24 protein-coding genes are annotated in these 23,767 nt (G+C 66.1%); 13 read left to right on the top strand and 11 right to left on the bottom strand.

Features of this window, described 5'->3' with window-relative positions:
• The first annotated feature begins 369 nt into the window (after positions 1 to 369).
• Positions 370 to 1,590 carry a Bcr/CflA family multidrug efflux MFS transporter gene (locus CF70_RS05250; RefSeq protein WP_035861366.1) on the top strand — a complete coding sequence of 407 codons (1,221 nt, stop codon included), beginning with the start codon at positions 370 to 372 and terminating at the stop codon, positions 1,588 to 1,590.
• A gap of 67 nt (positions 1,591 to 1,657) precedes the next feature.
• On the opposite strand, the gene CF70_RS05245 is transcribed toward CF70_RS05250, so the two are convergent.
• Positions 1,658 to 2,488 carry a mechanosensitive ion channel family protein gene (locus CF70_RS05245; protein ID WP_035861364.1) on the bottom strand — a complete coding sequence of 277 codons (831 nt, stop codon included), beginning with the start codon at positions 2,486 to 2,488 and terminating at the stop codon, positions 1,658 to 1,660.
• Between the two features lie 233 nt (positions 2,489 to 2,721).
• The gene (locus CF70_RS05240; protein WP_035861362.1) at positions 2,722 to 3,924 is read right to left on the bottom strand and encodes an ammonium transporter; all 1,203 of its coding nucleotides are present in this window, start codon (positions 3,922 to 3,924) and stop codon (positions 2,722 to 2,724) included.
• Between the two features lie 600 nt (positions 3,925 to 4,524).
• Between CF70_RS05240 and CF70_RS05235 the strand changes: the two genes are divergently transcribed.
• From CF70_RS05235 to CF70_RS05220, 4 genes are all read left to right on the top strand, one after another.
• Positions 4,525 to 4,806 (top strand): HU family DNA-binding protein, encoded by a 282-nt coding sequence (locus CF70_RS05235; RefSeq protein ID WP_035861359.1) that lies wholly within the window; start codon positions 4,525 to 4,527, stop codon positions 4,804 to 4,806.
• Positions 4,807 to 4,997: 191 nt separating this feature from the next.
• A complete protein-coding gene (locus CF70_RS05230; RefSeq protein WP_035861498.1) occupies positions 4,998 to 5,483 on the top strand; it encodes an acyl-CoA thioesterase in 486 nt (161 codons plus the stop codon).
• 16 nt (positions 5,484 to 5,499) lie between these two features.
• Positions 5,500 to 5,970: a CreA family protein gene (locus CF70_RS05225; RefSeq protein ID WP_035861357.1), complete on the top strand. Its 471-nt coding sequence runs from the start codon at positions 5,500 to 5,502 to the stop codon at positions 5,968 to 5,970.
• Between the two features lie 34 nt (positions 5,971 to 6,004).
• Positions 6,005 to 6,763, top strand: coding sequence for an SDR family oxidoreductase (locus CF70_RS05220; protein WP_035861354.1), 759 nt, complete (start codon positions 6,005 to 6,007; stop codon positions 6,761 to 6,763).
• Positions 6,764 to 6,782: 19 nt separating this feature from the next.
• Here the strand turns inward: CF70_RS05220 and CF70_RS05215 are convergent, their stop codons facing one another.
• The 3 genes from CF70_RS05215 to CF70_RS05205 form a co-directional block, all read right to left on the bottom strand.
• Entirely contained in the window at positions 6,783 to 7,589 is an 807-nt protein-coding gene (locus CF70_RS05215; RefSeq protein ID WP_035861494.1) for an acid phosphatase, read from the bottom strand.
• Between the two features lie 171 nt (positions 7,590 to 7,760).
• Positions 7,761 to 9,509, bottom strand: coding sequence for a class I adenylate-forming enzyme family protein (locus tag CF70_RS05210; RefSeq protein WP_035861351.1), 1,749 nt, complete (start codon positions 9,507 to 9,509; stop codon positions 7,761 to 7,763).
• A 187-nt stretch (positions 9,510 to 9,696) separates the two neighbouring features.
• Positions 9,697 to 10,461: an SDR family oxidoreductase gene (locus CF70_RS05205; RefSeq protein ID WP_035861350.1), complete on the bottom strand. Its 765-nt coding sequence runs from the start codon at positions 10,459 to 10,461 to the stop codon at positions 9,697 to 9,699.
• A 368-nt stretch (positions 10,462 to 10,829) separates the two neighbouring features.
• Here CF70_RS05205 and CF70_RS05200 point away from each other — a divergent pair, with 368 nt between their 5' ends.
• Positions 10,830 to 11,609, top strand: a complete 780-nt coding sequence (locus CF70_RS05200) for a TraB/GumN family protein (protein ID WP_035861347.1) — start codon at positions 10,830 to 10,832, stop codon at positions 11,607 to 11,609.
• 7 nt (positions 11,610 to 11,616) lie between these two features.
• Here CF70_RS05200 and CF70_RS05195 read toward each other — a convergent pair whose 3' ends face one another.
• Together CF70_RS05195 and CF70_RS05190 are read right to left on the bottom strand one after the other, a co-directional pair.
• Positions 11,617 to 12,474, bottom strand: coding sequence for an arylamine N-acetyltransferase family protein (locus CF70_RS05195; RefSeq protein ID WP_035861343.1), 858 nt, complete (start codon positions 12,472 to 12,474; stop codon positions 11,617 to 11,619).
• A gap of 66 nt (positions 12,475 to 12,540) precedes the next feature.
• Complete coding sequence (locus CF70_RS05190) at positions 12,541 to 13,251, bottom strand: Crp/Fnr family transcriptional regulator (RefSeq protein ID WP_035861340.1); 711 nt, start codon at positions 13,249 to 13,251, stop codon at positions 12,541 to 12,543.
• Between the two features lie 152 nt (positions 13,252 to 13,403).
• On the opposite strand from CF70_RS05190, the gene CF70_RS05185 reads away from it, so the two are divergent.
• Complete coding sequence (locus tag CF70_RS05185) at positions 13,404 to 13,901, top strand: DUF962 domain-containing protein (RefSeq protein WP_035861337.1); 498 nt, start codon at positions 13,404 to 13,406, stop codon at positions 13,899 to 13,901.
• Here CF70_RS05185 and CF70_RS05180 read toward each other — a convergent pair.
• Positions 13,882 to 14,811: a LysR substrate-binding domain-containing protein gene (locus CF70_RS05180; protein WP_035861332.1), complete on the bottom strand. Its 930-nt coding sequence runs from the start codon at positions 14,809 to 14,811 to the stop codon at positions 13,882 to 13,884. The genes CF70_RS05185 and CF70_RS05180 overlap by 20 nt on opposite strands.
• 134 nt (positions 14,812 to 14,945) lie before the next feature.
• Between CF70_RS05180 and CF70_RS05175 the strand changes: the two genes are divergently transcribed.
• Positions 14,946 to 15,965 carry a DUF1338 domain-containing protein gene (locus tag CF70_RS05175; protein ID WP_035861329.1) on the top strand — a complete coding sequence of 340 codons (1,020 nt, stop codon included), beginning with the start codon at positions 14,946 to 14,948 and terminating at the stop codon, positions 15,963 to 15,965.
• Between the two features lie 18 nt (positions 15,966 to 15,983).
• Here CF70_RS05175 and CF70_RS05170 read toward each other — a convergent pair whose 3' ends face one another.
• From CF70_RS05170 to CF70_RS05160, 3 genes are read right to left on the bottom strand one after another with little or no spacing between them, the layout of a single operon-like run.
• Complete coding sequence (locus CF70_RS05170) at positions 15,984 to 17,312, bottom strand: sensor histidine kinase (protein WP_035861326.1); 1,329 nt, start codon at positions 17,310 to 17,312, stop codon at positions 15,984 to 15,986.
• 3 nt (positions 17,313 to 17,315) lie between these two features.
• Complete coding sequence (locus tag CF70_RS05165; RefSeq protein WP_035861324.1) at positions 17,316 to 17,981, bottom strand: response regulator transcription factor; 666 nt, start codon at positions 17,979 to 17,981, stop codon at positions 17,316 to 17,318.
• A gap of 6 nt (positions 17,982 to 17,987) precedes the next feature.
• The gene (locus CF70_RS05160; protein WP_235184889.1) at positions 17,988 to 18,419 is read right to left on the bottom strand and encodes a PepSY domain-containing protein; all 432 of its coding nucleotides are present in this window, start codon (positions 18,417 to 18,419) and stop codon (positions 17,988 to 17,990) included.
• A 136-nt stretch (positions 18,420 to 18,555) separates the two neighbouring features.
• Here CF70_RS05160 and CF70_RS05155 point away from each other — a divergent pair, with 136 nt between their 5' ends.
• The 5 genes from CF70_RS05155 (at position 18,556) to CF70_RS05135 (ending at position 23,706) form a co-directional block, all read left to right on the top strand.
• A complete protein-coding gene (locus CF70_RS05155) occupies positions 18,556 to 18,798 on the top strand; it encodes a hypothetical protein (RefSeq protein WP_035861322.1) in 243 nt (80 codons plus the stop codon).
• Positions 18,799 to 18,998: 200 nt separating this feature from the next.
• Entirely contained in the window at positions 18,999 to 19,961 is a 963-nt protein-coding gene (locus CF70_RS05150; protein ID WP_035861320.1) for a cyclase family protein, read from the top strand.
• 117 nt (positions 19,962 to 20,078) lie between these two features.
• On the top strand, positions 20,079 to 21,761 hold the full coding sequence (locus CF70_RS05145) for a class I adenylate-forming enzyme family protein (RefSeq protein ID WP_035861318.1): 1,683 nt from the start codon (positions 20,079 to 20,081) through the stop codon (positions 21,759 to 21,761).
• A gap of 345 nt (positions 21,762 to 22,106) precedes the next feature.
• Positions 22,107 to 22,574 (top strand): HU family DNA-binding protein, encoded by a 468-nt coding sequence (locus CF70_RS05140; RefSeq protein WP_035861317.1) that lies wholly within the window; start codon positions 22,107 to 22,109, stop codon positions 22,572 to 22,574.
• 157 nt (positions 22,575 to 22,731) lie between these two features.
• Positions 22,732 to 23,706 (top strand): alpha/beta hydrolase, encoded by a 975-nt coding sequence (locus CF70_RS05135; protein WP_051648051.1) that lies wholly within the window; start codon positions 22,732 to 22,734, stop codon positions 23,704 to 23,706.
• The last annotated feature ends 61 nt before the right edge of the window (positions 23,707 to 23,767 follow it).

Here is a 23,767-nt window from a genome sequence, read left to right as displayed (position 1 = left end):
GTTGCCGGAAGCCGTTTCGGTGGCCGGGCTTCCGCGGTGCGTCGGGCTGCGCGATCGTCCGCCCGGGGCGTCCGACAGGCTGGCATTGTACCCTTGGCGTTACTGCGGTTGAAAGCCACGCACTCCTCCGATCCGCGGCGAAGCGAGGCCCGTTGCCGCCGGCATCTCCCGGCACCGTCGGGCCCATCATCACAGTTGCGCGCGTCCAGGCGGACGCGCGCCTGCATCATCGCCGCGCGGCGTGTCGCGTGCGCGGCTTGTTACGCTATGCAACAATTACGCTTCTTACCGCTCCCGCGCCGCTCGCGTCGCTGACGCATTGGCGCAGGTGGCCATTCCGGCCGCCCCGTTGTTCCTCAGGATGTTTCGATGACTCGCTCCGCCCGCGCGCCACAGTCCGCGCGTTTCCCGCTTTGGCTCCTGGTATGCGCTTCGCTCACTGCGTTGGCGCCCCTTTCGATTGATATGTACCTGCCGAGCTTCCCTGCGCTGGCCGGCGATCTTGGGGTCGATATCGGGCGTGTGCAACTCACGCTGGGAACCTTCCTGGTGGGACTGGCGGTGGGGCAGGCCTTCTATGGCCCGATCAGCGACCGCTTTGGCCGCAAGCCACCGCTGTACATTGGCCTGCTGTCCTATGCGCTCGCAGCGGCCGGATGCGCGCTCGCGCGCGACGTCGAGGCGCTGATGCTGTGGCGCTTCTTGCAGGCCCTGGGCGGCTGTGCGGGCATGGTAATGGCCCGTGCCGTGATCCGCGACCGGCTGGAGGCGCACGAATCCGCGCGCGCCTTCTCCTCGCTGATGCTGGTGATGGGCCTGGCACCGATCCTGGCACCCATCATTGGCGGGGCCGTGCTCGCGGCCTTCGGCTGGCGCGCCATCTTCTGGCTGCTTTGCGCCAGCAGCCTGTTGATCCTGTGGGTGGTCCACCGGTACATGGAAGAATCGCTCGACACCGTCAATGCCATGCCACTGCGCCTTGGCCGCGTACTCGCCAACTACGGCGAGCTGCTGCGAGACCGGGGCTTCGTCGGCTATTCGCTGTCTGCCGGCTGTGCGCAAGCGGGGATGTTCGCCTATATTGCGGGGTCGCCGTTCGTGCTGATCGAGTTGCATGGCATCGATCCCTCTTATTACGGCTTCATATTCGGCGCCAACGCGTTGGGCTTGATTGGCATGTCGCAACTTAACGCGCGCCTGGTGCGCAACCGCACGCTTGACCAGGTGCTGGGCGCCGCCCTGGTTGCGCCGTGCGCGGCAGGCCTGGCATTGGCCGCCGCGGTGCTGGCCGGACTGGCGCCGTTGCCAGTGTTGCTGGCCGGTTTCTTTGTGTTTATCGCCAGCCTTGGATGCATCCTGCCGAACGCGTCGGCCCTGGCCATGGCTGAGCAGGGCCAGCGGGCCGGCACGGCGTCCGCGTTGATGGGGACGCTGCAATTCGGGCTGGGCACCCTGGCCGGCGCCGGGGTCAGCTTCTGGCGCGACGGCAGTGCATTGCCGCTGGCGGTAGTCATGGGTATTTGCGGTACCGGTGCGGTGCTGATGCGCGTCTTCGGCCGTTCAGGCAAACCGGCGCACGGCGCCGGCTGACTGCTGCCGCCGTAGCGTAGCGGGGCGGCCTGGTTCCGCGCTTCCGGCTCCTCCTTTCGCGGCACGGTTACGTGGCCGTGCTGTTTTGCAGCACCACCAGCTGGGCTGGCATCGGCGCGGAGAATCCGGCCTCGCCGAAGCTCTCGCGGATCACGCGGTTGGTGTCGAAATACACCTGCCAGTAATGATCGGTATGGCAGTATGGACGCACGGCGAGGACGGGGCCGACCAGGTTGAATTCGAGAATCTCCACGTCCGGCGGCGGTTCGGTCAGCACGTTGGGCAGCGCGGCCATGCGTTCCTTGAGCAGCGCCGCGGCGGCGGCGTGGTCGGTACTGCCGGCCAGTTGCGCCTTGAGTTCAACGCGGCGGTAGGCGTTGGCGCTGAAGTTCTGGATGGTGTCCGCGAAAATCTTGTTGTTGCCTATCACGGTCAGGACATTGTCGGGCGTATCCAGCGTGGTGCAGAACAAGCCGATCTCCTTGACCGTGCCGGTGATTCCACCCACCGTGACGAAGTCCCCGACCTTGAATGGCCTCAGCACCACGAGGAAAGCCCCCGCGGCAAAGTTGGACATCAAGCCCGACCAGGCCATGCCGATGGCAACGCCGGCCGCGGCGATCAGCGCGGCGAAGGTGGTGGTCTGGATGCCGAAATAGCCCAGGATGCCGATCACCAGCACGACATTGAGCGTGACCGTGACGATGGACCCGACGTAACGCAGCAAGGTCGGATCGACCTTCTGCTTGGCCAGCGCCCCCTGCACCAGCCGCACCACGAAGTGAATCAGCGACCGGCCGATCACCCAGAAGGCGAGGGCAGCAAGTATCTTGATCCCGAATTCGGTCGCATAGGCAATCACTACGTCCTGAAGCTTCTGCAGCGTTGTGGCATCCATCGCGGTTCTCCCTTGCTGGCTCGGCAGGTACACGGGCAACGAACATCATGCAGCGGATTCCCGGGCGCATCGGGGGCAAGACGCGAGTGCCGGCAACGCATTATTGCTACGCCGCGTGCGGAAGTTCAAGCACAAAATGGCCGCCACGGGCGCGGCGGGCCACTGGCCGCCAACGGCCGGGGATCCGCAGCAGCGGATAGCGGGGGCGGGGCAAGCCCCCTGCGCGCTGCGGCTTACCAGTTGGTTTCGCGCTCCGGCGTGGCGGAGATGCGATGCAAGGACAGGTCAGCGCCGTTGTATTCCGATTCGGCATCGAGCCGGATGCCGACCAGCTTCTTCAATGTGCCGTAGACCACGGTGCCGCCCACCAGGGCGATGACGATGCCAAGCAGCGTGCCGATCGTCTGCGCGCCCAGGGAGACGCCGCCGATGCCGCCCAGCGTCTGGCTGCCAAAGATGCCGGCGGCAATGCCGCCCCAGGCGCCGCACAGCCCATGCAACGGCCAGACGCCCAGCACGTCGTCGATATGCCATTTGTTCTGGGCCAGCGTAAACAGGTAAACAAACAGCGCGCCGGCGATGGCCCCGGTCACCAGCGCACCCAGCGGATGCATCAGGTCCGAGCCCGCGCAGACCGCCACGAGACCGGCAAGCGGGCCGTTATAGGCAAAGCCGGGGTCGTTGCGGCCCGCCGCCCAGGCGGCCAGGGTGCCGCCCGCCATGGCCATCAGCGAATTGATGGCGACCAGCCCGCTGATCTTGTCGACGGTCTGCGCGCTCATGACATTGAAGCCGAACCACCCCACCGCCAGCACCCAGGCGCCCAAGGCCAGGAAGGGGATGTTGGAGGGCGGGTGGGCGCTGATGCGGCCGTCCTTCTGGTAGCGTCCGCGGCGCGCGCCCAGCAGCAGGATTGCCGGCAGCGCGATCCAGCCGCCCATGGCGTGAACCACGACGGAGCCGGCGAAGTCGTGGAAGGGCACGCCCGCGACGGAGGTGATCCAGTCTTGCACGCCGAACCGGTTGTTCCAGGCGATGCCTTCGAAGAAGGGATACACCAGGCCAACCAGGACGAAGGTTGCCACCAGTTGCGGATTGAAACGCGAGCGCTCGGCAATCCCGCCGGAAATGATGGCGGGAATGGCCGCCGCAAAGGTTGCCAGGAAAAAGAACTTCACCAGTTCATAGCCGCTTCGTTGCGCCAGTTCATGGGCGCTGGTAAAGAATTCGACCCCATACGCCACGGTGTAGCCGATGAAGAAATAGGCGATGGTGGAAATGGCGAAATCCACCAATATCTTGACCAGGGCGTTGACCTGGTTCTTCTTGCGCACCGTGCCTAACTCAAGAAAGGCAAAGCCCGCGTGCATAGCGAGCACCATGATCGCCCCCAGCAGGATGAACAGGGCGTCGGTGCCGCTTTTCCAATTGTCCATACATTCCTCATGCTCAAAATGGGAGCACTGGTATGCAAAAAGCATTCCAGTGTGGGGCATCTTGGCGGGGAATCTGCACCGTGTTGGGTGCTTTTGCACCGGATTGTCGCGCCTGCGGGGGCTGCCCCGGTGATAGCAGCGAGGGCGATCGCCTTGCAGTCCCCATGGGGACAGGCAAAATCCTGCGCCAAAATGAGGCACCGCATTGATTTGGGGCGTAGCCCTCTCACAGCCATGCACCATAATGGGAGATTGCACCGATCTTGCCCGGAATCAGGGCATGCCGCCGCCTGTGATCCGCGCATCGCACCGGCAGTGGTAGCGAGCGGACGAAGCAAAGCCGCATCGCGCCGCAAGGGATGCGCGTCGCCCCGTACGCGCGTTCGAATTCTGCCTAGCCTCAGGGGGCGCATTTGAAAGGGCGGAAAAGGGGGGTAAATTCCCCGCAAAGGCGCTTGACTCAAGGATTTGCGGCTTTTTTCGTTGCATTGGTGCCACTGGGGATTGCCCAATGCGTAAAGCGCGGATTAGACTGCGCCGATCGGTAATTTGCCGCGTGGCAGACACTCCGATCAAGACGACCAACAAGGGAAATCAGCCATGAATAAAGGTGAACTGGTATCTGCCATCGCCGCGGATGCCGAATTGAGCAATGCAGCGGCAGAGCGCGCACTGAATGCGGCTCTGGAGAATATCAAGAAGGCGGTTGCCAAGGGTGATTCGGTAACGCTGGTGGGTTTCGGCAGCTTCAGCTCCGGCAAGCGCGCCGCGCGTACCGGCCGCAATCCGCGTACCGGCGAGACCATCAAGATTCCGGCCGCAAAGACGGTCAAGTTCTCTGCCGGCCAAGGGTTCAAGGACGCTGTGAACAAGAAGAAGTAAGCAGTCCGCGCCTTGAGCGCTGATAAGAAGGCGGCCCGAAAGGCCGCTTTTTTGTTGGCGCCGGGGTGCGCCGGGACGTGCTCCGCGACAAGGCAAGGGGCCCGTTCCGGGTTAAACTGCCGATCGTCGGCACCAGCCTTTCGACCCGCTTCGCGGGTCCGCCCGGCCGCTCCCAGATTCCGGATTTCATCATGAACGACCTGTCCCACCAGCTTTCCATGACCGTGCTGATGACGCCGGACATGGCCAATTTCTCCGGCAATGTGCACGGCGGCACCATCCTCAAGTATCTCGACATGGTGGCTTATGCCTGTGCCAGCCGCTACGCGGGGCGCTATGTCGTGACCTTGTCGGTCGATCAGGTCGTATTTCGCCAGCCCATCCACGTGGGGGAACTGGTGACCTTCCTTGCAGCAGTCAATTTCACCGGGCGCAGCTCCATGGAGATCGGCATCAAGGTCATCACCGAGAACATTCGCAGCAAGCTGGTGCGCCATACCAATAGCTGCTATTTCACCATGGTGGCGGTGGACGACAATGGCGCCCCGGCCGAGGTGCCGGCACTGGTGCCGCGCGACGAAGTCGAGCGCCAGCGCTTTGCAGCGGCCCAGCTGCGCCGCCAGCTTCGCCAGGAAATGGAAAAACGGCACGACGAAATCACGGGCAAGGTGTCCTGAGGTGGAAGGGGCACGCATGCATACCAGCCTGATGCGCCTGCTAGCGGCGCTGGCGCTGCTGGCGCCGGCCGCGCATGCCGAGGAGATCGGCAGCGTGAGCACCAATTTCCGCATGACCGGCTCCGACAAGGTGGTGATCGAGGCTTATGACGATCCGATGGTGCAGGGCGTGACGTGCTATGTCTCGCGTGCCCGCACCGGCGGCATCAAGGGATCGCTGGGCATGGCCGAAGATCCGCCCGAAAGCTCGATCGCCTGCCGCCAGGTCGAGCCGATCACGTTCAAGGGCCCGCTGCGCCAGCAGGACAATGTATTTTCCGAACGCATGTCGATCCTGTTCAAGACCTTGCACGTGGTGCGCACGGTCGACCGCAAGCGCAATACCCTGGTCTACCTGACCTACTCGGACCGCATCGTTTCCGGCAGCCCCCAGAACAGCGTGACCGCGGTGCCGGTGGCGGCGGAAACGCCGATTCCGGTCAAATAGCCGGCAACCAAGAATCCCATCCGGAGAAGACAGCATGAGTCAGCAAGGCAAGGTAGCGCTGGTCACGGGCGCCGCCCGCGGCATCGGCAAGGCGGTGGCGCAGGCGCTGCTGGTGGCGGGCTACCGGGTGGTGTTCGCCGGACGTACCGCCGAGCCGCTTCAGGCGCTGGCCGCGCAAGCCCGGGCCGATGGCCATACGGCGCTGGCGGTGCAGTGCGATGTCAGCGATCCGGCTTCGGTGGATCAACTGTTCGCGCAGGTCCGCGAACAGTTCGGCCGGCTCGACGTGCTGTTCAACAATGCCGGCATCAATGCGCCGGCGGTCTCGATCGACGAGCTGTCGGTGGAGCAATGGAAGGCGGTGCTGGACACCAACCTGACCGGCGTATTCCTTTGCTCGCGCGCCGCCTTCGCGCTGATGAAGTCGCAGAGCCCGCGCGGCGGCCGCATTATCAACAACGGCTCCATCTCGGCGCACGCGCCGCGCCCCAATACGGTCCCGTACACGGCCACCAAGCACGCCATCACCGGGCTGACCAAGAGCCTTTCGCTGGATGGCCGCGCCTTCGATATCGCCTGCGGGCAGATCGACATCGGCAACGCCGCCACCGACATGGCTTCGCGCATGGCGCGCGGCGTGCCCCAGGCCAATGGCGAGATCGCGCCCGAGCCGCTGATGGACGTGGCGCACGTAGCCAGTTCGGTGGTCCATATGGCCAACCTGCCGCTCGATGCGAATGTGCAGTTCATGACCGTGATGGCCACCAAGATGCCCTTCGTCGGCCGCGGCTGAACATCGCCCAAGCGCCTTGCTAGTTGGCAAGCGGCGCCAGCGCCTCGCTTTCGGCCTGGCAGTCGCCGGCGGGCTTCAGGCCCTTGGCGCGGACGTCGGCAAGCTCCGAGCTGGCTGCGGCCAGATCCGCACGGAAAGCGGGGTCGGCATGCAGCCGCGCCACGGTGGCTGCGCCCATGATGCGGCCCTGCATCGCATCGCTTTGCCAATGCACATTGCAGACCAGCCGGCTCTGCCCATAGGCCAGCCCGCGCGCCAGGATCGCATTGGACTGTTGGGGCGCGATTTCCGCCAGGATCAGTGCCCATGCCCAGCCAACGGCGTTATGCCCCGACGGGTAGGAGCCATCCTTGGAAAGCATGGGCTCTTCGGCGGGCGTGCAAGTCGGCTGATGGTTCACCATGAATGGCCGCGCGCGCGCATATTTATCTTTTACGCCGTAGGTGGATAATCCCGCATCGGCCAGGGTCCGGCGCAACAGCAGGTAGAGCCTGGGCGTCTGCTCCTGCGATACTGGTGCGTCCAGGGCGCAGGAGAAGACATCGGCGGCCTGCGGGAATTTCAGGTTGGCGTCCTGGGCCGCCAGCCGCCAGCGCGCCGTGCCGCGCAGGGGCAGGTTGGCACGTGCGATCTCGTCGTCCAGCGCCTGGGCGGCTGAGCCGGGGGCGGGCGGTGGCGGTACGAGTGCCAGGCTGTCGGGCCGTGCCTGCGCCGGCAGGTAGCCGGCAAGAATCCCGGGCCGGATCTCCGGCACCGGGGCCGCGGCACTGCCTTGCCCCTGGTTGGCGCATCCGGCTGCGATCAACGCGCCGGCCAGGACGGACAAAGTCGCGATCCGGTTGATGAGTGGCGAAAAATGCCTGGATGAATGGCTTGTCTGCATCGGATAGGTGTTCCCTTGTTATTCCCGTCGGACCGGCGTGGCACCGGCAAGCCCGGCCGCCGTGCCCCTTTCACGGCGGCCGGGTTGCTATGCGTGCCTGGTTAAAGCCCGGCCTCAGGCCGCCGCGTCGAACATCTTGCGCAGGGTCGATTTCAGGATCTTGCCATTGGCATTGCGTGGCAGCATGTCGGGGCAGAAGACGATCCGCACCGGTACCTTGAAGGCCGCCAGCCGCTCGCCCACGAACGCCTGCAACTCGGCCTCCGTCGCTTGCGCACCCGGCTTGAGGCTGACCACCGCCGCCGGTTCTTCGCCCAGCGTGCGGTGGGCGATGCCCACCAGCGCCGCGTCCATCACCGCCGGGTGATCGTACAGCGCGCTCTCGACCTCGATGCAATAGATGTTCTCGCCGCCGCGGATCAGCATGTCCTTCATGCGGTCGACGATATAGACGAACCCTTCCTCGTCCAGCCGCGCAATGTCGCCGGTCTTGAGCCAGCCGTCGACGAACGTCTGCGCGGTGGCTTCCGGCTTGTTCCAGTAACCGCGCACCACATTGGCGCCTCGCACCATCAGTTCGCCGGTTTCGCCGGTGGGCAAGCTGCGGCCGCGTCCATCCACCACCTTCATCTCGCCAATGGGCAGTGCCGGCCCGCCGCTTTCCGGGCGCGCCACATATTCCTCGGCGCTGTGGCTGGTGAAGGTGGCCGAGGTCTCGGTCATGCCCCAGCCGATGCCGGGCGCCGAGTGCGGGAACACCTCGGTGATGCGGCGCACCAGTTCGGCCGACGCGGGTGCGCCGCCGTAATTGACGTTTTCCAGCGATGAAAGGTCGAAGCGCTCGCGCTCCGGATGCTCGATGATCTGCCACGCGATGGTGGGGACACCGCCAGCCGCCGTGCAGCGCTCGCGTTCGATCAGTCCCATGGCACGCACCACGTCCCAGCGGCGCATCAGGACGATCTTGGTGCCGCTGGCCAGCGCGCCGTTGAGCACCGCCATGCAGCCGGTGACGTGGAAGAAGGGCACCGACAGCAGCATGCCTTTCTGCGGCGCGGCAGGGTCAGGGGCCGGGATGGCTTCGCCGCGGCGCAGGCAATTGCGCATCGGGCTGAACGCGGCGGCTACCGCTACGTTGGTGGCATTGCGGTGGGTGCCAAGCGCGCCCTTGGGCTTGCCGGTGGTGCCCGAGGTGTAGAAGATGGTGGCGTCGTCGTCGGCGTCGAGCGGGATGTCCGGCACAGGCAACCCGGGCAGCGCCGCCCATTGCGCGGGCGTGCCGATCAGGCTTTCCAGCGCCGCGATGCGCGCGTCGGCCTGTGGGGCGGTGGCGCGGCTGACGTAGATTTTTTCCAGCGCGGGGCAGCCAGGCAGATGCTCCAGGATGCGGCCCAGGCGCTCATCGTCCACGATGGCGATCTTGCTGCCTGAGTCGGCCAGGCCGTATTCCAGTTCGGCGCCGGTCCACCAGGCATTGAGCGGCGTGACGATGGCGCCGGCCAGCAAGGCGCCGTAGAAGACCGCCGGCCATTCCGGCAGGTTGCGCATAGCCAGCGCAACGCGATCGCCCTTGCGCACGCCGTCGCGGATCAGCGCATGCGCGATGGTCAGCGCGGCACGGCCGAACGCGTCATAGGACACGCGTTCGTCTTCATAGACGACGAAGGTCTTGTCACCCAGCGCGCGGGCTTGCAGGAAAAGGTCGCGCAGCGTGGGCGGCGCGTTTTTCCAGACGGTGGTGGAGATGCCCCGGATCACGCGCGTTTCGGTTTCGAAAGGGGCGCCGGGAGCGGTAAGGCGGGCATGCGCTTCGGCCAGGCTGATGGCCGGCCAGGACGTAGCGGTTTGCGGGTTGTTCGACATCGGTGCCTCCCTGACTGCATGGCAGGATGGGCAGCGCTCTGGCGTGCCGGCGAGGCACGCGTGCCCGCGCGCATCGCCCACCCGGCGAGCCGGGCAGCAATGGGTGCGGGCACGGTGCGCCCCGGCTCAGGCCTCAAGCTTCAGGCCTGGAGCGAGCCCGTAAAGGGAACAACGGGTGCGGCGTGGCTCAGATCGTGACGCCGCCGTCCACCACCATGGCCTGGCCGGTCATGAAGGTGCTGGCAGCCGAGGCCAGGAACACCGCGGCGCCGGCGATTTCCACCGGTTCGCCGATGCGGCGCAGCGGCGCGCCCTGCGTCGACAGCTTGTAGCGCTCCGGATCTTCCCACAGCGCCTTGGCGAAATCGGTACGGATCAGGCCCGGTGCGATGCAGTTCACGCGCACGTTGTGCGGACCGAACTCCACCGCGAGGTTGCGCGCCAGCTGGAAGTCGGCCGCCTTCGAAACGTTGTACACGCCGATGGTGGGCGAGCCGCGCAGGCCGCCGATGGACGACACGATGATGATCGAGCCGTCCTTGCGCTCGATCATCTGCGGCGCGACCATCTGAATCAGCCAGTGGTTGGAGATGACGTTGTTGTCCAGCACCTTGCGGAACTGTTCGTCGGTCACGCCGCTCATCGGGCCGTAGTAGGGATTGGAGGCGGCGTTGCAGACCAGCACGTCGATCTTGCCAAACGTGCTGTTGGTTGTGTCGACCAGGTGCTGGAGATCTTCCTTGGAGGAGATATTGGCCGGTACGGCAATGGCGGTGCCGGCACCATGCCTGGCGTTGATGGCATCGACGACTTCCTGGCAGGCCTCGGCCTTGCGCGAGGAAATCACCACTTTGGCCCCTTGTACCGCCATCTGCTCCGCGATGGCACGGCCAATGCCGCGTGAAGAGCCGGTGACGACGGCAACCTTGCCGGTCAGGTCGAATAATGACATGCGTGTCTCCTGGTGTCCTGGTCCTCGCGGGGCGGGACCAGATGTTCTGTAAATGGCGCTATGAAAGCTTCCTGTTGGCAGCATCGCCGGATGCGTGTTCTGCACAGCGGAGCATGCCGCGGTGCCGTGCGGCCAGGCCGCTGATCGCGCGTCCGGCAATCCTACCGCCCGGTACATTATGGTTGGGCGCTATCGCGCAGTCCACACACAAATCCGCGGCTGGCCCGGCTTATCAGCGTTTTTTCTTTTGACAATGAGCGCGGTGCATAACGTGCGTGCGATGCGCGCGCAAGGGTATGCTTGCAGCGCGCCCGGCCTGCAACGCGTCACCCGGCCATACCAATCATTCAGGACAAGGCAAGCGCCACATGCTCTGGCAAATCAGGAATACCGAGGTCTACCTGCTCGGGGCGATCCACGTGCTGGATGCGCCGTTATCGACCCTGGAGCGGGCCGCTGAGCAAGCCTGGCACGCGTCGGCCCGCATCGTCTTCGAGGTAGCGCTGGACCGGCAACCGGATTTCGGCGCGGCGTATTTCCCGGACGGCGATGGACTCAGCCAGCATCTGCCGCCTGCCACGTTCGAACAGGTGCGGGCGCTATGGCTGGACTTCGGGCTGCCCGGTGCTGAGCTGGAACGCCTGCGGCCCGTGTTTGCTGCAATGCACCTGCAGTTCGCGCTGGCTGCGCGGCACGGCATCCTGGCGCAGTATGGCGTCGATCGTTTCCTGTGGGCGCGCGCCACGGTGGAAGGACGGGCGACGGATGCGCTGGAAGACGGTACCGAAGCGCTGCGCATGCTGCAGGGCGTGCCGCTGGATGAGCAGATGTCGATGCTGGCCTTCTTCGCCGAGCAACCCGAACTTGCCGCCGCGGAGCCGGCCGACATGGTGCGATGGTGGCGGCAGGGGCAAGCCGAACCGTTCGCCAGGCTGCTTGCGCAGCGCCGGGCACAGTGGCCGTGCTCGCTGGCGGTCCTGGTCGACGCGCGCAACCGGCAATGGATGCCGAAGATCCGGTCGCTGATCGCGGACCGCGTGCCGACCCTGATCGTGGCGGGCGCGCTGCATATGGTCGGGGACGCGGGCCTGCCGGCGCTGCTTGAGGCGGCAGGCTTCGAGGTACGCTCTGAATCTGAAGCCGGCTGAAGCGCGCCTAGCCTGGCCGCCGCGCTGCAATCAGCGCGGGCAGCATCTGCGTTAGTTGATCCCGGTCGGCAGGATCCAGCGCGAGGCCGAAGCTGTGCGCCAGCGTTTCGATGATTGCCGCCGGGGTCTCCAGGCGCTGGCGGTGCGCGCTGCCATCGCCAGCGCGTACGGTAAGGTCGTCGTTGACCAGCGTCAGCCGGCTGCCGCCCTGCGAGCGCGCCATGGTCAGTGCGTTGCGGAACAGGCTGCCGGGATGGGTTGACGTGTACCAGTTGCGCGGTTCGAAATCGATCGCCTGCTGCGGCGAAAGATCGAATCGGTAGAGCTTGAGCCAGCCGTTTGCGCCGCCGACTTCCAGGTCGTAGAGATGAAACGCGGCGCCCGGTGTATCCACCGCGGCCAGGCGGTACGGGAATGCAGGATCGGCACGCTCCGTCTGCGGCAGCGGCATCGCGCGATACGGGTTGGGGCCGCCGAAGCCCACGTCCACGATATAGCTGTGATGTGCCGCTTCCACGCGCAGCAGCATATGCGATTGCATGGTGGGCACATCGTCAGGGACATTCCACCGCACCCGCGCGGCAAGGGCTGTAACGCCATAACCAAGCGTTCGCAGCACGGCGGCAAGCAAGGTGTTCTGCTCGAAACAGTAGCCGCCGCGCGCCTGCGTGACCAGCTTGTCGAAGACGGCGTCCAGGCCAATGCGGATCGGGCGCCCGAGCAGCACGTCGACATTTTCAAACGGAATATGCTCCAGGTGCGCGGCAATCAGGCTGTCGAGCGCCGCAAGGTCCGGCTGGCCGGGCAGCGGATGGCCGATGCGCTCGAGATAAGCGTGCAGGCGGATGTCGTCTAGCATGGTCATGTGGTCATGTCATTGTTTGCCTTGCGCTGCCCGCGCAGGCTGAAGTGTCGGGAAGCCATGGCCGGCTCAGTCCAGCGCCAGCAGTGCCGGCAGGTCGAGCAACTCGATGTCGGCGTAATGCAGGCGCAGGAGCCCTCGCGTTTCGAGCTCGCGCAGAGCCTGGTTGACCGTCTGGCGAGACAACCCGAGCATCTGGCCAAGCTGTTCCTGCGGGATGTGTACGGAGCGGCGCTCCAGTCCGGGCAGGTTGCCGTAAGCCTGGGCCATGGCCACCAGGCGGCGCGCGGTGCGCGCGAGCGGGGGCAGCAATTGCGTTTCTTCCACGTAATGGAACGCCTCCCGGGTCTTGGCTGCAAGCAGCTTGCCAAATTCGCGCCACCATTCGGGATGCGCGGACAGCATCGCATAGAGCCTGTCGCGCTGCAGGTGCAGCACGGTGGCCGCGCTGGTGGCGTGGGCATCGTGCGTGCGGGCCAGTCCGTCGAACAGGCAGATCTCGCCAAACCAGTTTCCCGGTTCCAGCAGGCCGAGCAGGGCCGCCTTGCCCGATTCGCTGTGGGTGTCGATCTGCACCGTGCCGGCCACCACGGCGTAGATGCCATCAAAGGCGTCGCCACGGGCAAACAGCAACTGGCCAGCCGCGAGCTTGCGGCTGACGGCGTCCCGCAGCAGGGTGTCCTGCAGAGCCGCCGGCAAGGTGCCGAACCAGCTGCCGCCACGCAGGACGCGCAGCGGATCCGGGGACGGCTCCCGCCGTTCACGGGGCGCCAAGCGCATGATGATCTCCTTTTATCGGCGCCATGCCGGATTGTCAGAAACCGGACAGACGAGCTTTTCCCTGCCCATTACTATACGGCCACAACGTGCGGCCACAACATGCGGCCACCATCGAGCAGCCGCGCTAACGATGCCCCGGCAGGAGGAGCCCCGTGAAGACCCTGATCGACCACTTGGCCAACTACGCAGCCTATCACCGCGACGCGCGCAACGTGTTCACCCATTTCATCGGCATTCCCATGATTGTGCTGGCCGTGACCACGCTGCTGGCCCGCCCGGCCATGACGCTGGGCGAAGGCCCGGCGTACCTGACCCCCGCCATGGTGGTATATGGGTTGTCCTGCCTGTTCTACCTACGCCTGTCGGCGGGTTTCGGACTGGCGATGACACTGATCCTGGCCGGTTTCGTGTACCTCGGCGACGCGATCGCGGCGCTGTCCACCGGCGTGTGGCTGGCCTGGGGCGTCGGCCTGTTCGTGGCGGGCTGGCTGATCCAGTTTGTCGGCCACTATTACGAAGGCCGCAAGCCGGCGTTTGTGGACGATCTGGCCGGACTGCTGATCGGGCCGCTGTTCCTGGTGGCGGAAGCCGCCTTTGCCGCAGGCCTGGCGCGGGAGACACGCGAAGCCGTCATCGCCCACGCGCAATGACAGGATCCTCCTGCGCGCCGCACTCCAGCAACCAGCCGCGTAGCTGCAGGATCTTGTCGTCGGGTGCCAGGCCGCGCCGGTGGGCGAAGTAATAGGCCTTGCGATTGTCAATGCCGGCCGGCAGCGTGGTGAATGGCACCACCAGCCGGCCCTGCGCCAGTTCCTCGGTGATCAGGATGCGCGGGATCAGGGCTACGCCGACGCCGGCCGCCGCCGCCTGCGCCAGCATGGTGTAGAGGTCGTAGCGCGGGCCGCGCAAGGCTTGCGCCGGCTGCGCCGCGCCCGCGGCGGCAAGCCAGTCGCTCCAGGCGCGCAAGCGCGTGTTCAGGTGGAGCAGCGGAAGGTCAAGCAGTTGATCCAGGCCCAGTTGCTTGCGGCGTCCCAGCAGGGACGGACTGCACACCGGGACCGAAGGGCCTTCTTCCAGGATGCGCTCGCCTTCGGTCCCCGGCCATAATCCCTCGCCGTAATAGATCGCCGCGTCGAAAGCGGTATCGCTAAGCTCGAATGCCTCGGTGCGCGCCGACAGGTGCAGCGTCAGGTCAGGCAGGGCGCGGGCGAGCAGGGGCAGGCGCGGGATCAGCCACTGGCTGGCAAAGGTGGGCCCGATCGCCAGCTCGATGGCGCGCCCGCGCGGACGCTGGGCCATCACATCCAGCGTGACCTGCTCGATCTGGTCGAGCCGCTCCCGCACTTCCTCGGCATAGGTCCCGCCCGCCGGCGTCAGCACGATGCGCTTGCGGATGCGGTGGAAAAGCGGCACGCCCAGCCGCGCTTCCAGGCCGGCGATCTGCCGGCATACCGCGCTTTCCGTTACCGCCAGTTCGTCCGCGGCGCGGGTAAAACTGCCAAGCCGTGCCGCGGCCTCGAACATCTGCAGCGCCGTGAGACTGGGAATGCCTTTGCGCATAGTGCGTTTTTGGAAGGAAGTTGGTGCGAAGTTATCAATTGTACGAAGTCTGCCGCGGTCGCACAATAAGACCCGCCCGGGGGCCGTCGGCTCCCGCTATCCCCTGAAAACAAACGAATTCCAGCGCATTGACCATGACGAAGCCGAATCTGCAACGCCTCCTCGAGACCGTTTGTGGCGAGACACAAGCAGCACAGTTGCTGCAATTGATGAATGTTTCGCCGCAACTGCTGTCTTCCAGCAGTGAACAAGCCAGCCGTGCCGAAGTCGCGCAGGCGCTCAATATGGTGCTGTTCGCCGGCATCCTCGAACGCGTGCCGACGGGCATGGCCTATACGCGCGACGTCATCGAGGCGGGCGGCCAGGTAGTGTTCGACCACGGCGCGCTGCGCACGGTCAAGTGGGAATGCGGCAACCTGCCTTCGGGCGAGATCGCCTTCACCCGCATCCTTGCCCCGCTGGGCTACCGCCTCAACGGCACCTATCCGCTCGATCGCATCGGCATGACGGGCCGCTCCTACGCGCATGCCGACCTGCCGGACGATATCGCCCAGTACTTCCTCAGCGAACTGCACCCAGAGCGTTTCAGCGCGGCATTCCAGGCCGCGGTATCGCGCGTGGTGTCGGCGTCCGCCGACCCGCTCGATGACGACGCCGTGGCGCAACTGGCCGTACTGGAGCGCGATGCCAGCCTGCCGATGGCCGACGCGGCACGGCTGGTGCCCAAGCTGGCCGCCTGCTTCGACCGTCATCATGCCGAGCCGGCGCTGGCCGACTACGAATTGCTGCTGAAGGAATCCGCCGAGATGGCCTGGATTTCCACCGAGGGCAATGCATTCAACCATGCCACCGACCGCGTGGCGGACGTGCGCGCCGTGGCCGACGCGCAACGTGGCCTGGGTCGTCCGATCAAGGATACGGTGGAAGTGTCGCGCTCCGGGCGGGTCTTGCAGACGGCGTTCAAGGCGGACCCGGTAGAGCGCCGGTTTGTCGGTGCCGACGGCATCGTGGTAAAGCGCACCGTGCCGGGCTCGTTCTACGAGTTCATCACGCGCGATTTCGTGCCCGCCTCGGAAGCCGCGGGTGGCACGCTGGACCTGTCCTTCGATGCCGGCAATGCCCAGGGCATCTTCAAGATGACGGCTGCCTGCTAACAGGCAAGGGCGGGCCTGTCATGCCTGGCCCGCCGGCAGCCGCAGGCGGGCCAGCAGCCCGCCCAGGTCGCTGCCGCCTAGCGTCAGTCCTCCCTCGTAAAGGGCTGCCATCTCGCTGACGATGGCCAGCCCCAGTCCGCTGCCGGCAGTGGACTCATCCAGGCGCCCGAAGCGGGCCGTAGCCAGTTCGCGCGCTTCGGGCGGCATGCCCGGACCATCGTCTTCCACCACGATCTCGAGCATGCCTGCCTGCTCCGCGAGCCTGACGCGAACGCGCGAGCGGGCCCACTGGCAGGCATTGTCGAGCAGGTTGCCGAGGATCTCGATCAGGTCCTGGCGGTCGCCGGCAAAGTGCCCGCTGCCTTCCACTTCGATGACGATCTCGCGGCCGCTGTGCAGGCGGGTAAGCGCGCGCGCCAGCTCGGCCGCCGCCGGACCGGCCTCGATACGGGCACCGCGAGCACTGGCCGCACCGGCCGCGCGCGCGCGCGCCAGGTGGCGATCCACCTGCCGGCGCATGGCTTCGACCTGCGCGGCGGCGGCGCGGGCCGCGGCGCCGGGCAGGCGCCCGGCTTCGTTGGCAAGGATGGCAAGCGGTGTCTTGACCGCATGGGCGAGATCCGCGGCCTGGCGCCGGGAGCGCTCCAGCGCATCGGCATTGCGCGCCAGCAAGGTATTGATTTCATTGACCAGCGGCACTACTTCGGTCGGCCACGTCCCCCCAAGCCGGCTTTCGCGGCGCGCCTGTAGCGTGGCCAGCGCCTGGCGCAGCCGCGCCAGCGGCGCCAGGCCGAATTTCACCTGAGCCGCCACCGCCAGCAGCAGCCCCGCTCCGAGCGCCGTCAGCGACCAGCCCAGCAGCCGGTTGAAGGCCTGGCGCGCGGCGCGCAGCTCGGTGCGGTCCAGTGCGACCGAGAGCGTCACCGGCATGTCCGCCGACGCCAGCACGATCGGGCGCGATACCACCAGCAACGATTGCCCGTTGGGCCCGGGCCGGATTTCCGCGTGGCTGCCCGCCACCTGGTTGCCCACCGTGGCAGGCATCTCGGCATCCCAGAGCGAGCGCGAGCGCAACGTGGCGCCCTTCGCCCGCGCCTGCCAGTAGGCGCCGGAGTAGGGCAGTTCGTAGCGCGGATCGGCCGGCGCGCGCGTCAGCGCGAGCTTGCCGTCGGGGCTCCAGTCGAGCGCGGCGGCCAGGCTGGTGAGCTGGTTGTCGAGCTGGCGGACATAGGTCTCGTTGACATGGCGCGCGAACAGCGTGGAGAGCAGCCAGCCGGTGCCGCCAAGCGCGGCGGCCAGCCAGATGGCCGCGACCGCGAGCAGGCGGATGGCTAGTGAGTGGCGCATGAATCAGGCGGTGGGCGGGCGCAGCCGGTAGCCCTGGCCGCGCACCGTCTCGATCACGTCGACGCCGAGCTTGCGCCGCAGCCGGCCGACGAACACTTCGATCGTATTGCTGTCGCGATCGAAATCCTGCGCGTAGATATGCTCGGTCAGCACCGCTTTGCTGATGATCGTGCCCGGGTGATGCATCAGGTAATCGAGCACCTTGAACTCATGCGCGGTCAGCACCACGGCGGCGCCATCGACCGTCACCACGCCCGTGCGTGCGTTCAGGCGCACCGGTCCGCAGGCCTGCTCGGGCGCGGCCATGCCGTGGGCGCGCCGGATCAGGGCGCGGATGCGCGCCAGCAACTCTTCCATGCGGAAGGGCTTGGCGAGATAGTCGTCGGCCCCGGCATCGATGCCTTCCACCTTGTCGGTCCAGCTATCGCGCGCGGTCAGGATCAGCACCGGCAGGTTCACCTGCGCCGCACGCCAGCGGCGCAGCACGGACAGCCCGTCAAGGCTGGGCAGCCCAAGATCGAGCACCACGGCATCGTAGGGCTCTTCGGCGCCCAGGTGCCAGCCATCGATGCCGTCGGCCGCCGTATCGACCGCGTAGCCCGCGTCGACGAGGCTCGAGTGGATCTGCGCGGCCAGCGTGGGTTCGTCTTCTACCAGGAGGATGCGCATGGGGGATCAGGATTTCTTGCGGGCTTGCTCAAGGCCGTGTCCCTTGGCCTTGAGCAAGGTGGCGGTCTTGGCGTCGTATTCCAGCTTGGCCACCGACCCGCCGGGCAGCAGCAGCTTGACCTCGTATTGCCAGACCCCATCGTCGCGGTCGAGCTTTACGCCGATCACATCGCCCGCATATTGTGCCGATACGGCTTCCAGGATGCGCGTGAGCGGCAGGATTTCGCCGGACTGCACGGCCGCCCGGGCGCGGTCGGCATCCTTGTCGGCGTGGGCCGGCGGAGCGGCCGCCAGCAGCAAAGCCAGGGCCGCCGCCAGCGGCAGCAGCGCTCGCGCCGCGCGCGGCGGCCAGGTGGGCGAGGAGGCAGTGCGCGCAGGACGCGCGCCGCGGAATGGAAGCAATGGCGTAAGGAAGCGGGGCAATACGGGAGCGGGCAAGCCTTGGTCGATCGGAGCAGTGTGCCGGGGCCAGCCTGAACGGAAGCTGAACGGCGTGCTCAGCCTCGGTTCAGGCTGGGGTTACCACAATGGACGCCGTTCATCGTCACGCTCACCGCTAAACAGGAGTCAGGCCATGCAAGGCGTCCGCATCCCCAATGATAGTCCTTCCGGCATCGACCACCGCGCCACGCGCGACGGTCTCGCGCTGGCCACGGCCGTGCTGGTCGTCCTCGCGGGCGTTGTCGCGCTGTTCTGGGCGCAGGCCGATGCCCGGGCTGTGCTGCACGAATGGAAGCACATGGACAGCGGCCTGTCGATGATCGTGCTTGGCGCGCTGGTGCTCGGACCACTGCTGGCTTTCGGGCTGGACGACTGAGCGCGCACCCTTGGGATTCCCTGGATTTCCGGCGGGTTTTCCATGTCTGGACAACGTTCGTTCCCTGGTCCTACACTCGACCCAAAATAAGAAAACGCACGACCGTTCGCATTTATTGGCTCCGCGCATGATGAACCATGCACGCCGGGCATGACCGCGAAGTGCGATTCCACAGGGTCAATCCACCAAGGAGACATGGCATGGAATCAAAGAACGTCCCGCTGGTTGCCGAGCTGTTGCGCGATGCGCCGAAAAACTGGGGCAAATGGGGCCCGGACGACGAGGTCGGTTCGCTGAACTATCTCACCCAGGCGGAGGTGTTGCGCGGCGTGGCCTCCGTGCGCTCCGGCAAGACCTTCACCCTGCAGATCCAGATGGGCAATCCCGCCGGCGACCCCGTCTGGCCGGGACGTTCGCAGGCGCGCCGCCTGAACGTGATGGACAAGGGCCATTACCTTTGCGGCAAAGGTCCGAAGTTTCCGGGCGAGGGCGAGTACGCTGACGACATGATGATCATGTACCTGCAGGGCTCGACCCAGTACGATGCCCTGGGCCATGTCTGGTACGGCGACCAGCTGTGGAACGGCTACGATGCCAGGTCCACCATCGGCGGGCTGGACAAGGCCAGCGTCCTGCCGATCGCGGAGCGCGGCGTGGTAGGGCGGGGCGTGCTGATCGACATGGCGCGGCATCGCGGCAAGGATGTGCTCGACCCTGGCGAAACCTTCACCCACCACGACCTGCTGGCCGCCGCCGAAATGCAGGGCGCGCGCATCGAGAAGCGCGACATTTTGGTGATCCGCACCGGCTGGATCGGCTCTTTCTACAAGCGCGACCAGGCCGAGTTCTACCGCAATTTCGTCGAGCCGGGCCTGACCTATAGCCCGGAGCTGGTCGAGTGGTTCCATCGCATGGAAATCCCCAACCTCGTCACGGACACCATCGCCAACGAGGTAACCGTGGACCCGGTATCGGGCGTGGCCCTGCCGCTGCACAACGCCCTGATGCGCAACCTGGGCGTCACGCTGACCGAGATCGCCCAGCTCGATCTGCTCGCGGCGGATTGCGCCGAAGACAAGCAGTGGGCCTTCCTCTATACGGCTGCACCGCTCAAGGTCGTGAACGGGAGCGGCGCACCGGTCAACCCGGTGGTGATCAAGTAAGGCCCGGCGGCCTGCCAGGCGGCGGTGCCCAACGGGCATGCCACGCCGGGCGGCCGTCAGTTCCGTTCCGGCCAAGCGCTATCCTGACACTACCCGCCGCGCATATCGAGGTGCCGCATGACGCCCTATGAAGAAAAGCCCTGGCTTTCCAGCTACAACGCCGGCCAGCCGCACACCATTACCCCGCAATTTACCGATGCACTGACCATTTTCCGGGCTGCCGCAAGCCGCGCGCCGGCAAGCCCGGCGATTCACTATTTCGACGCCACGCTCACTTATGGCGAGCTCGATTCGCTTTCCGACGCGCTGGCAGTCGCGCTGTCATCGCGCGGCTGCACGCGTGGCGAGCGTATCGCGCTGTACTTGCAGAACGTACCGCAGTTCGTTATCGGCCTGGTCGCCGCGTGGAAGCTCGGCGCCATCGCGGTGCCGGTCAACCCCATGAACCGCGCGCGTGAACTGCGTTTGGTGCTGGCGGACTCCGGCGCCAAAGTGCTGATTTGCCACGAATCCCTCTATGCGGACGTGGTCAAGGGCCTGTTCGAAGCGGAGCGCGGCGGCCAGGCCGATGCCGGCATGCCCCTTGCGCTGCCGGCGGTGATCACCACCTCCGAGCTCGATTTCCAGACGCGCAACGATTCCCGCCTGTTTGCCGCAGCCAGGCGCCAGCCCGCCGAAGGCGTGCCCGACATGCTGGCGCTGGTGCAGGCGTATCACGGCCAGCGTCCGGCGCCGCTCACGCCGGCGGCCAGCGATATCGCGATGCTGGTGTACACATCCGGCACCACCGGGGTGCCCAAGGGCGCGATGAACACGCACGGCAATGTCGCTTTCAATGCGCAGGTGTACCGCGACTGGATCGGCTTGCGCGAAGGCGGTCCGATCCTGGGCGTGGCGCCGCTCTTTCATATCACCGGCCTGGTGGGCCACATCGCCGCGGCTTTCATCTGCGCCGCGCCGCTGGTGCTGGCCTGCCGCTTCGAGCCGGGCGTGATTCTGGAAACCATCCGCGACCGGCGGGTGGCATTCACGATCGGCTCGATCACGGTGTTCATCGCGCTGATGAACCATCCCGATGCCACCCGCGCCCATTTCGCCACGCTGGACAAGATCTATTCGGGCGGCGCGCCGATCCCGCCGAGCGTGGTGGCGCAGTTCCGCGGCAAGTTTGGGCACTATATCCACAACGGCTACGGCCTGACCGAGACCACTTCGCCCACCCATGTGGTGCCGCTCGGCCGGGAGGCACCGGTGGACCCCGCGTCCGGCGCGCTGGCGATCGGCGTGCCCGCCTTCAACGTCGATTCCTTTATCGGCGACGACGCGGGCGAACCGGTGCCGGTGGGAGAAGTCGGCGAGATCATCTCGCGCGGGCCGATGATCGTGCCGGGGTACTGGAACAAGCCGGAAGAGACGGCCAAGGCCATGTCCGGCGGCTATTTTCACACTGGCGACGTCGGTTTCATGGATGCGCAAGGCTGGTTCTACCTGGTCGACCGCAAGAAGGACATGATCGTTGCCGGCGGCTACAAGGTCTGGCCGCGCGAGGTGGAGGATGTCCTGTACACCCATCCCGCGGTGCGCGAGGCGGCCGTGGTGGGCATGCCAGACGCCTATCGCGGCGAGACGGTGAAGGCCGTCGTCAGCCTCAAGCCGCAGGCGAGCGTCACGCCGGAAGCACTGCAGGCCTGGTGCAAGGAGCGCATGGCGGCCTATAAATACCCGCGCGTGGTGGAAATCATCGACGAGTTGCCGAAGACGGTGACCGGCAAGATCCTGCGGCGCGAGCTGCGCGGTTGAGGCCGGAGCGCGCGCCAGGGACACTCCGGATACCCGGCGCGCGCCAGTACGTGAGCGTGGCAAAAAAGCTAAAAACACGCGTTTAGCCCTTGTATATAGGGTCCGGCGACATATCCACTGCTGCGTCCGCGCGACAGAACGGCAGGCCGCAAGAGACAAAACCTCAAAAAACACCGGGGAAAACCCCGGTTTTTGCGTTGGCATGTGCGAAAACCCCTTGACGTCCCGTAGTTTCCGCTATGATTCAGTCGATGCCGCACGCCGATAGTCGATCGACGAAGCGTCGAGCGACATCGGATGCCACATCCCGTGCGACATCATTCTGTTCAACTCATCTTTATAGATATGGCGACCAAAGCGAATCCGACCGCGAAGACTGCAACCAAGACCGCTGCCAAGAAGGCACCGGCAACCAAAGCTGCACCTGTAAAGGCTGCTGCCAAGAAGGCCGCGCCGGCCAAGAAGGCTGCTCCCGCAGCTGCCGCGGTAACCCCGCGTCCGCTGAAGGAAACCTTCAACAAGTCGAGCCTGGTCGCTCATCTGGTAGCACAGACCCAGCTGGAAGCCAAAGCCGTGAAGACGGTGCTGGCACATCTGGAAAACACCATCGTCAGCGCGCTGCACAAGAAGGGCGCAGGCGAGTTCACGCTGCCCGGCCTGATGAAGGTTACGGCCCAGCAAGTGCCCGCCAAGAAGAAGCGCTTCGGCAAGGACCCGTTCTCCGGTGAAGAGCGTTGGTTCCCGGCCAAGCCCGCCAGCGTCAAGGTCAAGGTGCGCCCGCTGAAGAAGCTGAAGGACGCAGCAGCTGCCTGATCGGGGCCTGTTTTCAGCTTGAAAAGGAGCCGCTAGCCGGCTCCTTTTTCGCATCTGGCGTTTGCACTGCGGGCGTGCCGTGTGCATTCGCAGGTGCGCCGTGGTGCCTCAGCCGGCCGTGAATGAAGCCGGTGCAATACTCCGGGAGATCGTCATCATGCCAAGCATCCAGTACCGCCTGTGGCGGCTAGCCCTGCGCCTGGTCCGGCGCAAACACCGTTTTTCCAGTGCGCAGGCGCTGCACGAAGAGATTCGCCGGCGCCGCAAGATCGGCCGGGCGGATCCCACGCCGCGCTTGCTGGCGCGCCATGAAATCAGCATGGAACTGGTTGCCGGCGTGGAGGTCTACACCGTGCGCCCGCGGGGCACCGGCAGCGGCCGCCAGATTCTCTACCTGCACGGCGGCGGCTACGTATTCGATATCGTCAGCCAGCACTGGGACTTCATCGGCAAGCTGGTGGATGCCCTTGGCGCGACGGTGATCGTGCCGATCTATCCGCTGGCGCCGGAGCATACCTACCGCGACGTGTTTGCCGGGATGCTGCCGCTCTACGACCAGATCGTGCAGCGCCAGCCGCCCGCCAGCCTGACCGTGATGGGCGATTCGGCCGGCGGCGGCATGGCGCTCGCGCTGGCGCAGATCGCGCGCGATTCCGGGCGCGCTCTGCCCGGCAAGCTGGTGCTGATGTCACCGTTCGTGGACGCGACAGGGAGCAATCCGGGCATCGATGCGCTCGAACCGCTGGACCCGATGCTGTCCAAGCCAGGCGGCATCGAGTGCGGCCGGGTCTATGCCGGCGGCGATCCCGTCACGCTGCCGCAGGTCAGCCCCATCTACGGCAGCCTGCGTGACCTGCCGCCCGTGACGCTGTTCATCGGCACCCATGACGTGTTGCTGCCCGACTGCCGCGCCTTCCGCCTGCTCGCGCAGGAACAGGGATTGCCGCTGCGCTACTACGAATACGAGGGCATGTTCCATGTGTGGATGCTGTTGCCGATGCCGGAAGCCGACGCAGCGTTCGCGCAGATCGTAGCCGCCGTGCAGGCCGACGACAGCGCACAGCGGCACCCGCCGGGCCTGGCCCCGCGCTGCGCGGAAGCGGAAACCGCGGACCACGCAGGGCAAGGGTAGCGCCCGGGGTGCAACCCGGCGGGAGCGGAGGCCGCGAGGAACGGCGATAATCGCGGGGTTG

Origin of the sequence: Cupriavidus sp. SK-3, from assembly GCF_000611145.1 — a bacterium.
Lineage (GTDB): Bacteria > Pseudomonadota > Gammaproteobacteria > Burkholderiales > Burkholderiaceae > Cupriavidus.
This window is presented reverse-complemented; position numbering and strand designations above follow the sequence as displayed.

Bases quoted from the DNA above. Each gene is read 5' to 3' on its own strand.
- CF70_RS05250 (WP_035861366.1), top strand. From the start codon at position 370: ATGACTCGCTCCGCCCGCGCGCCACAGTCCGCGCGTTTCCCGCTTTGG.
- CF70_RS05245 (WP_035861364.1), bottom strand. From the start codon at position 2,488: ATGGATGCCACAACGCTGCAGAAGCTTCAGGACGTAGTGATTGCCTAT.
- CF70_RS05240 (WP_035861362.1), bottom strand. From the start codon at position 3,924: ATGGACAATTGGAAAAGCGGCACCGACGCCCTGTTCATCCTGCTGGGG.
- CF70_RS05235 (WP_035861359.1), top strand. From the start codon at position 4,525: ATGAATAAAGGTGAACTGGTATCTGCCATCGCCGCGGATGCCGAATTG.
- CF70_RS05230 (WP_035861498.1), top strand. From the start codon at position 4,998: ATGAACGACCTGTCCCACCAGCTTTCCATGACCGTGCTGATGACGCCG.
- CF70_RS05225 (WP_035861357.1), top strand. From the start codon at position 5,500: ATGCATACCAGCCTGATGCGCCTGCTAGCGGCGCTGGCGCTGCTGGCG.
- CF70_RS05220 (WP_035861354.1), top strand. From the start codon at position 6,005: ATGAGTCAGCAAGGCAAGGTAGCGCTGGTCACGGGCGCCGCCCGCGGC.
- CF70_RS05210 (WP_035861351.1), bottom strand. From the start codon at position 9,509: ATGTCGAACAACCCGCAAACCGCTACGTCCTGGCCGGCCATCAGCCTG.
- CF70_RS05205 (WP_035861350.1), bottom strand. From the start codon at position 10,461: ATGTCATTATTCGACCTGACCGGCAAGGTTGCCGTCGTCACCGGCTCT.
- CF70_RS05200 (WP_035861347.1), top strand. From the start codon at position 10,830: ATGCTCTGGCAAATCAGGAATACCGAGGTCTACCTGCTCGGGGCGATC.
- CF70_RS05195 (WP_035861343.1), bottom strand. From the start codon at position 12,474: ATGACCATGCTAGACGACATCCGCCTGCACGCTTATCTCGAGCGCATC.
- CF70_RS05190 (WP_035861340.1), bottom strand. From the start codon at position 13,251: ATGCGCTTGGCGCCCCGTGAACGGCGGGAGCCGTCCCCGGATCCGCTG.
- CF70_RS05180 (WP_035861332.1), bottom strand. From the start codon at position 14,811: ATGCGCAAAGGCATTCCCAGTCTCACGGCGCTGCAGATGTTCGAGGCC.
- CF70_RS05175 (WP_035861329.1), top strand. From the start codon at position 14,946: ATGACGAAGCCGAATCTGCAACGCCTCCTCGAGACCGTTTGTGGCGAG.
- CF70_RS05170 (WP_035861326.1), bottom strand. From the start codon at position 17,312: ATGCGCCACTCACTAGCCATCCGCCTGCTCGCGGTCGCGGCCATCTGG.
- CF70_RS05165 (WP_035861324.1), bottom strand. From the start codon at position 17,981: ATGCGCATCCTCCTGGTAGAAGACGAACCCACGCTGGCCGCGCAGATC.
- CF70_RS05155 (WP_035861322.1), top strand. From the start codon at position 18,556: ATGCAAGGCGTCCGCATCCCCAATGATAGTCCTTCCGGCATCGACCAC.
- CF70_RS05150 (WP_035861320.1), top strand. From the start codon at position 18,999: ATGGAATCAAAGAACGTCCCGCTGGTTGCCGAGCTGTTGCGCGATGCG.
- CF70_RS05145 (WP_035861318.1), top strand. From the start codon at position 20,079: ATGACGCCCTATGAAGAAAAGCCCTGGCTTTCCAGCTACAACGCCGGC.
- CF70_RS05140 (WP_035861317.1), top strand. From the start codon at position 22,107: ATGGCGACCAAAGCGAATCCGACCGCGAAGACTGCAACCAAGACCGCT.
- CF70_RS05135 (WP_051648051.1), top strand. From the start codon at position 22,732: ATGCCAAGCATCCAGTACCGCCTGTGGCGGCTAGCCCTGCGCCTGGTC.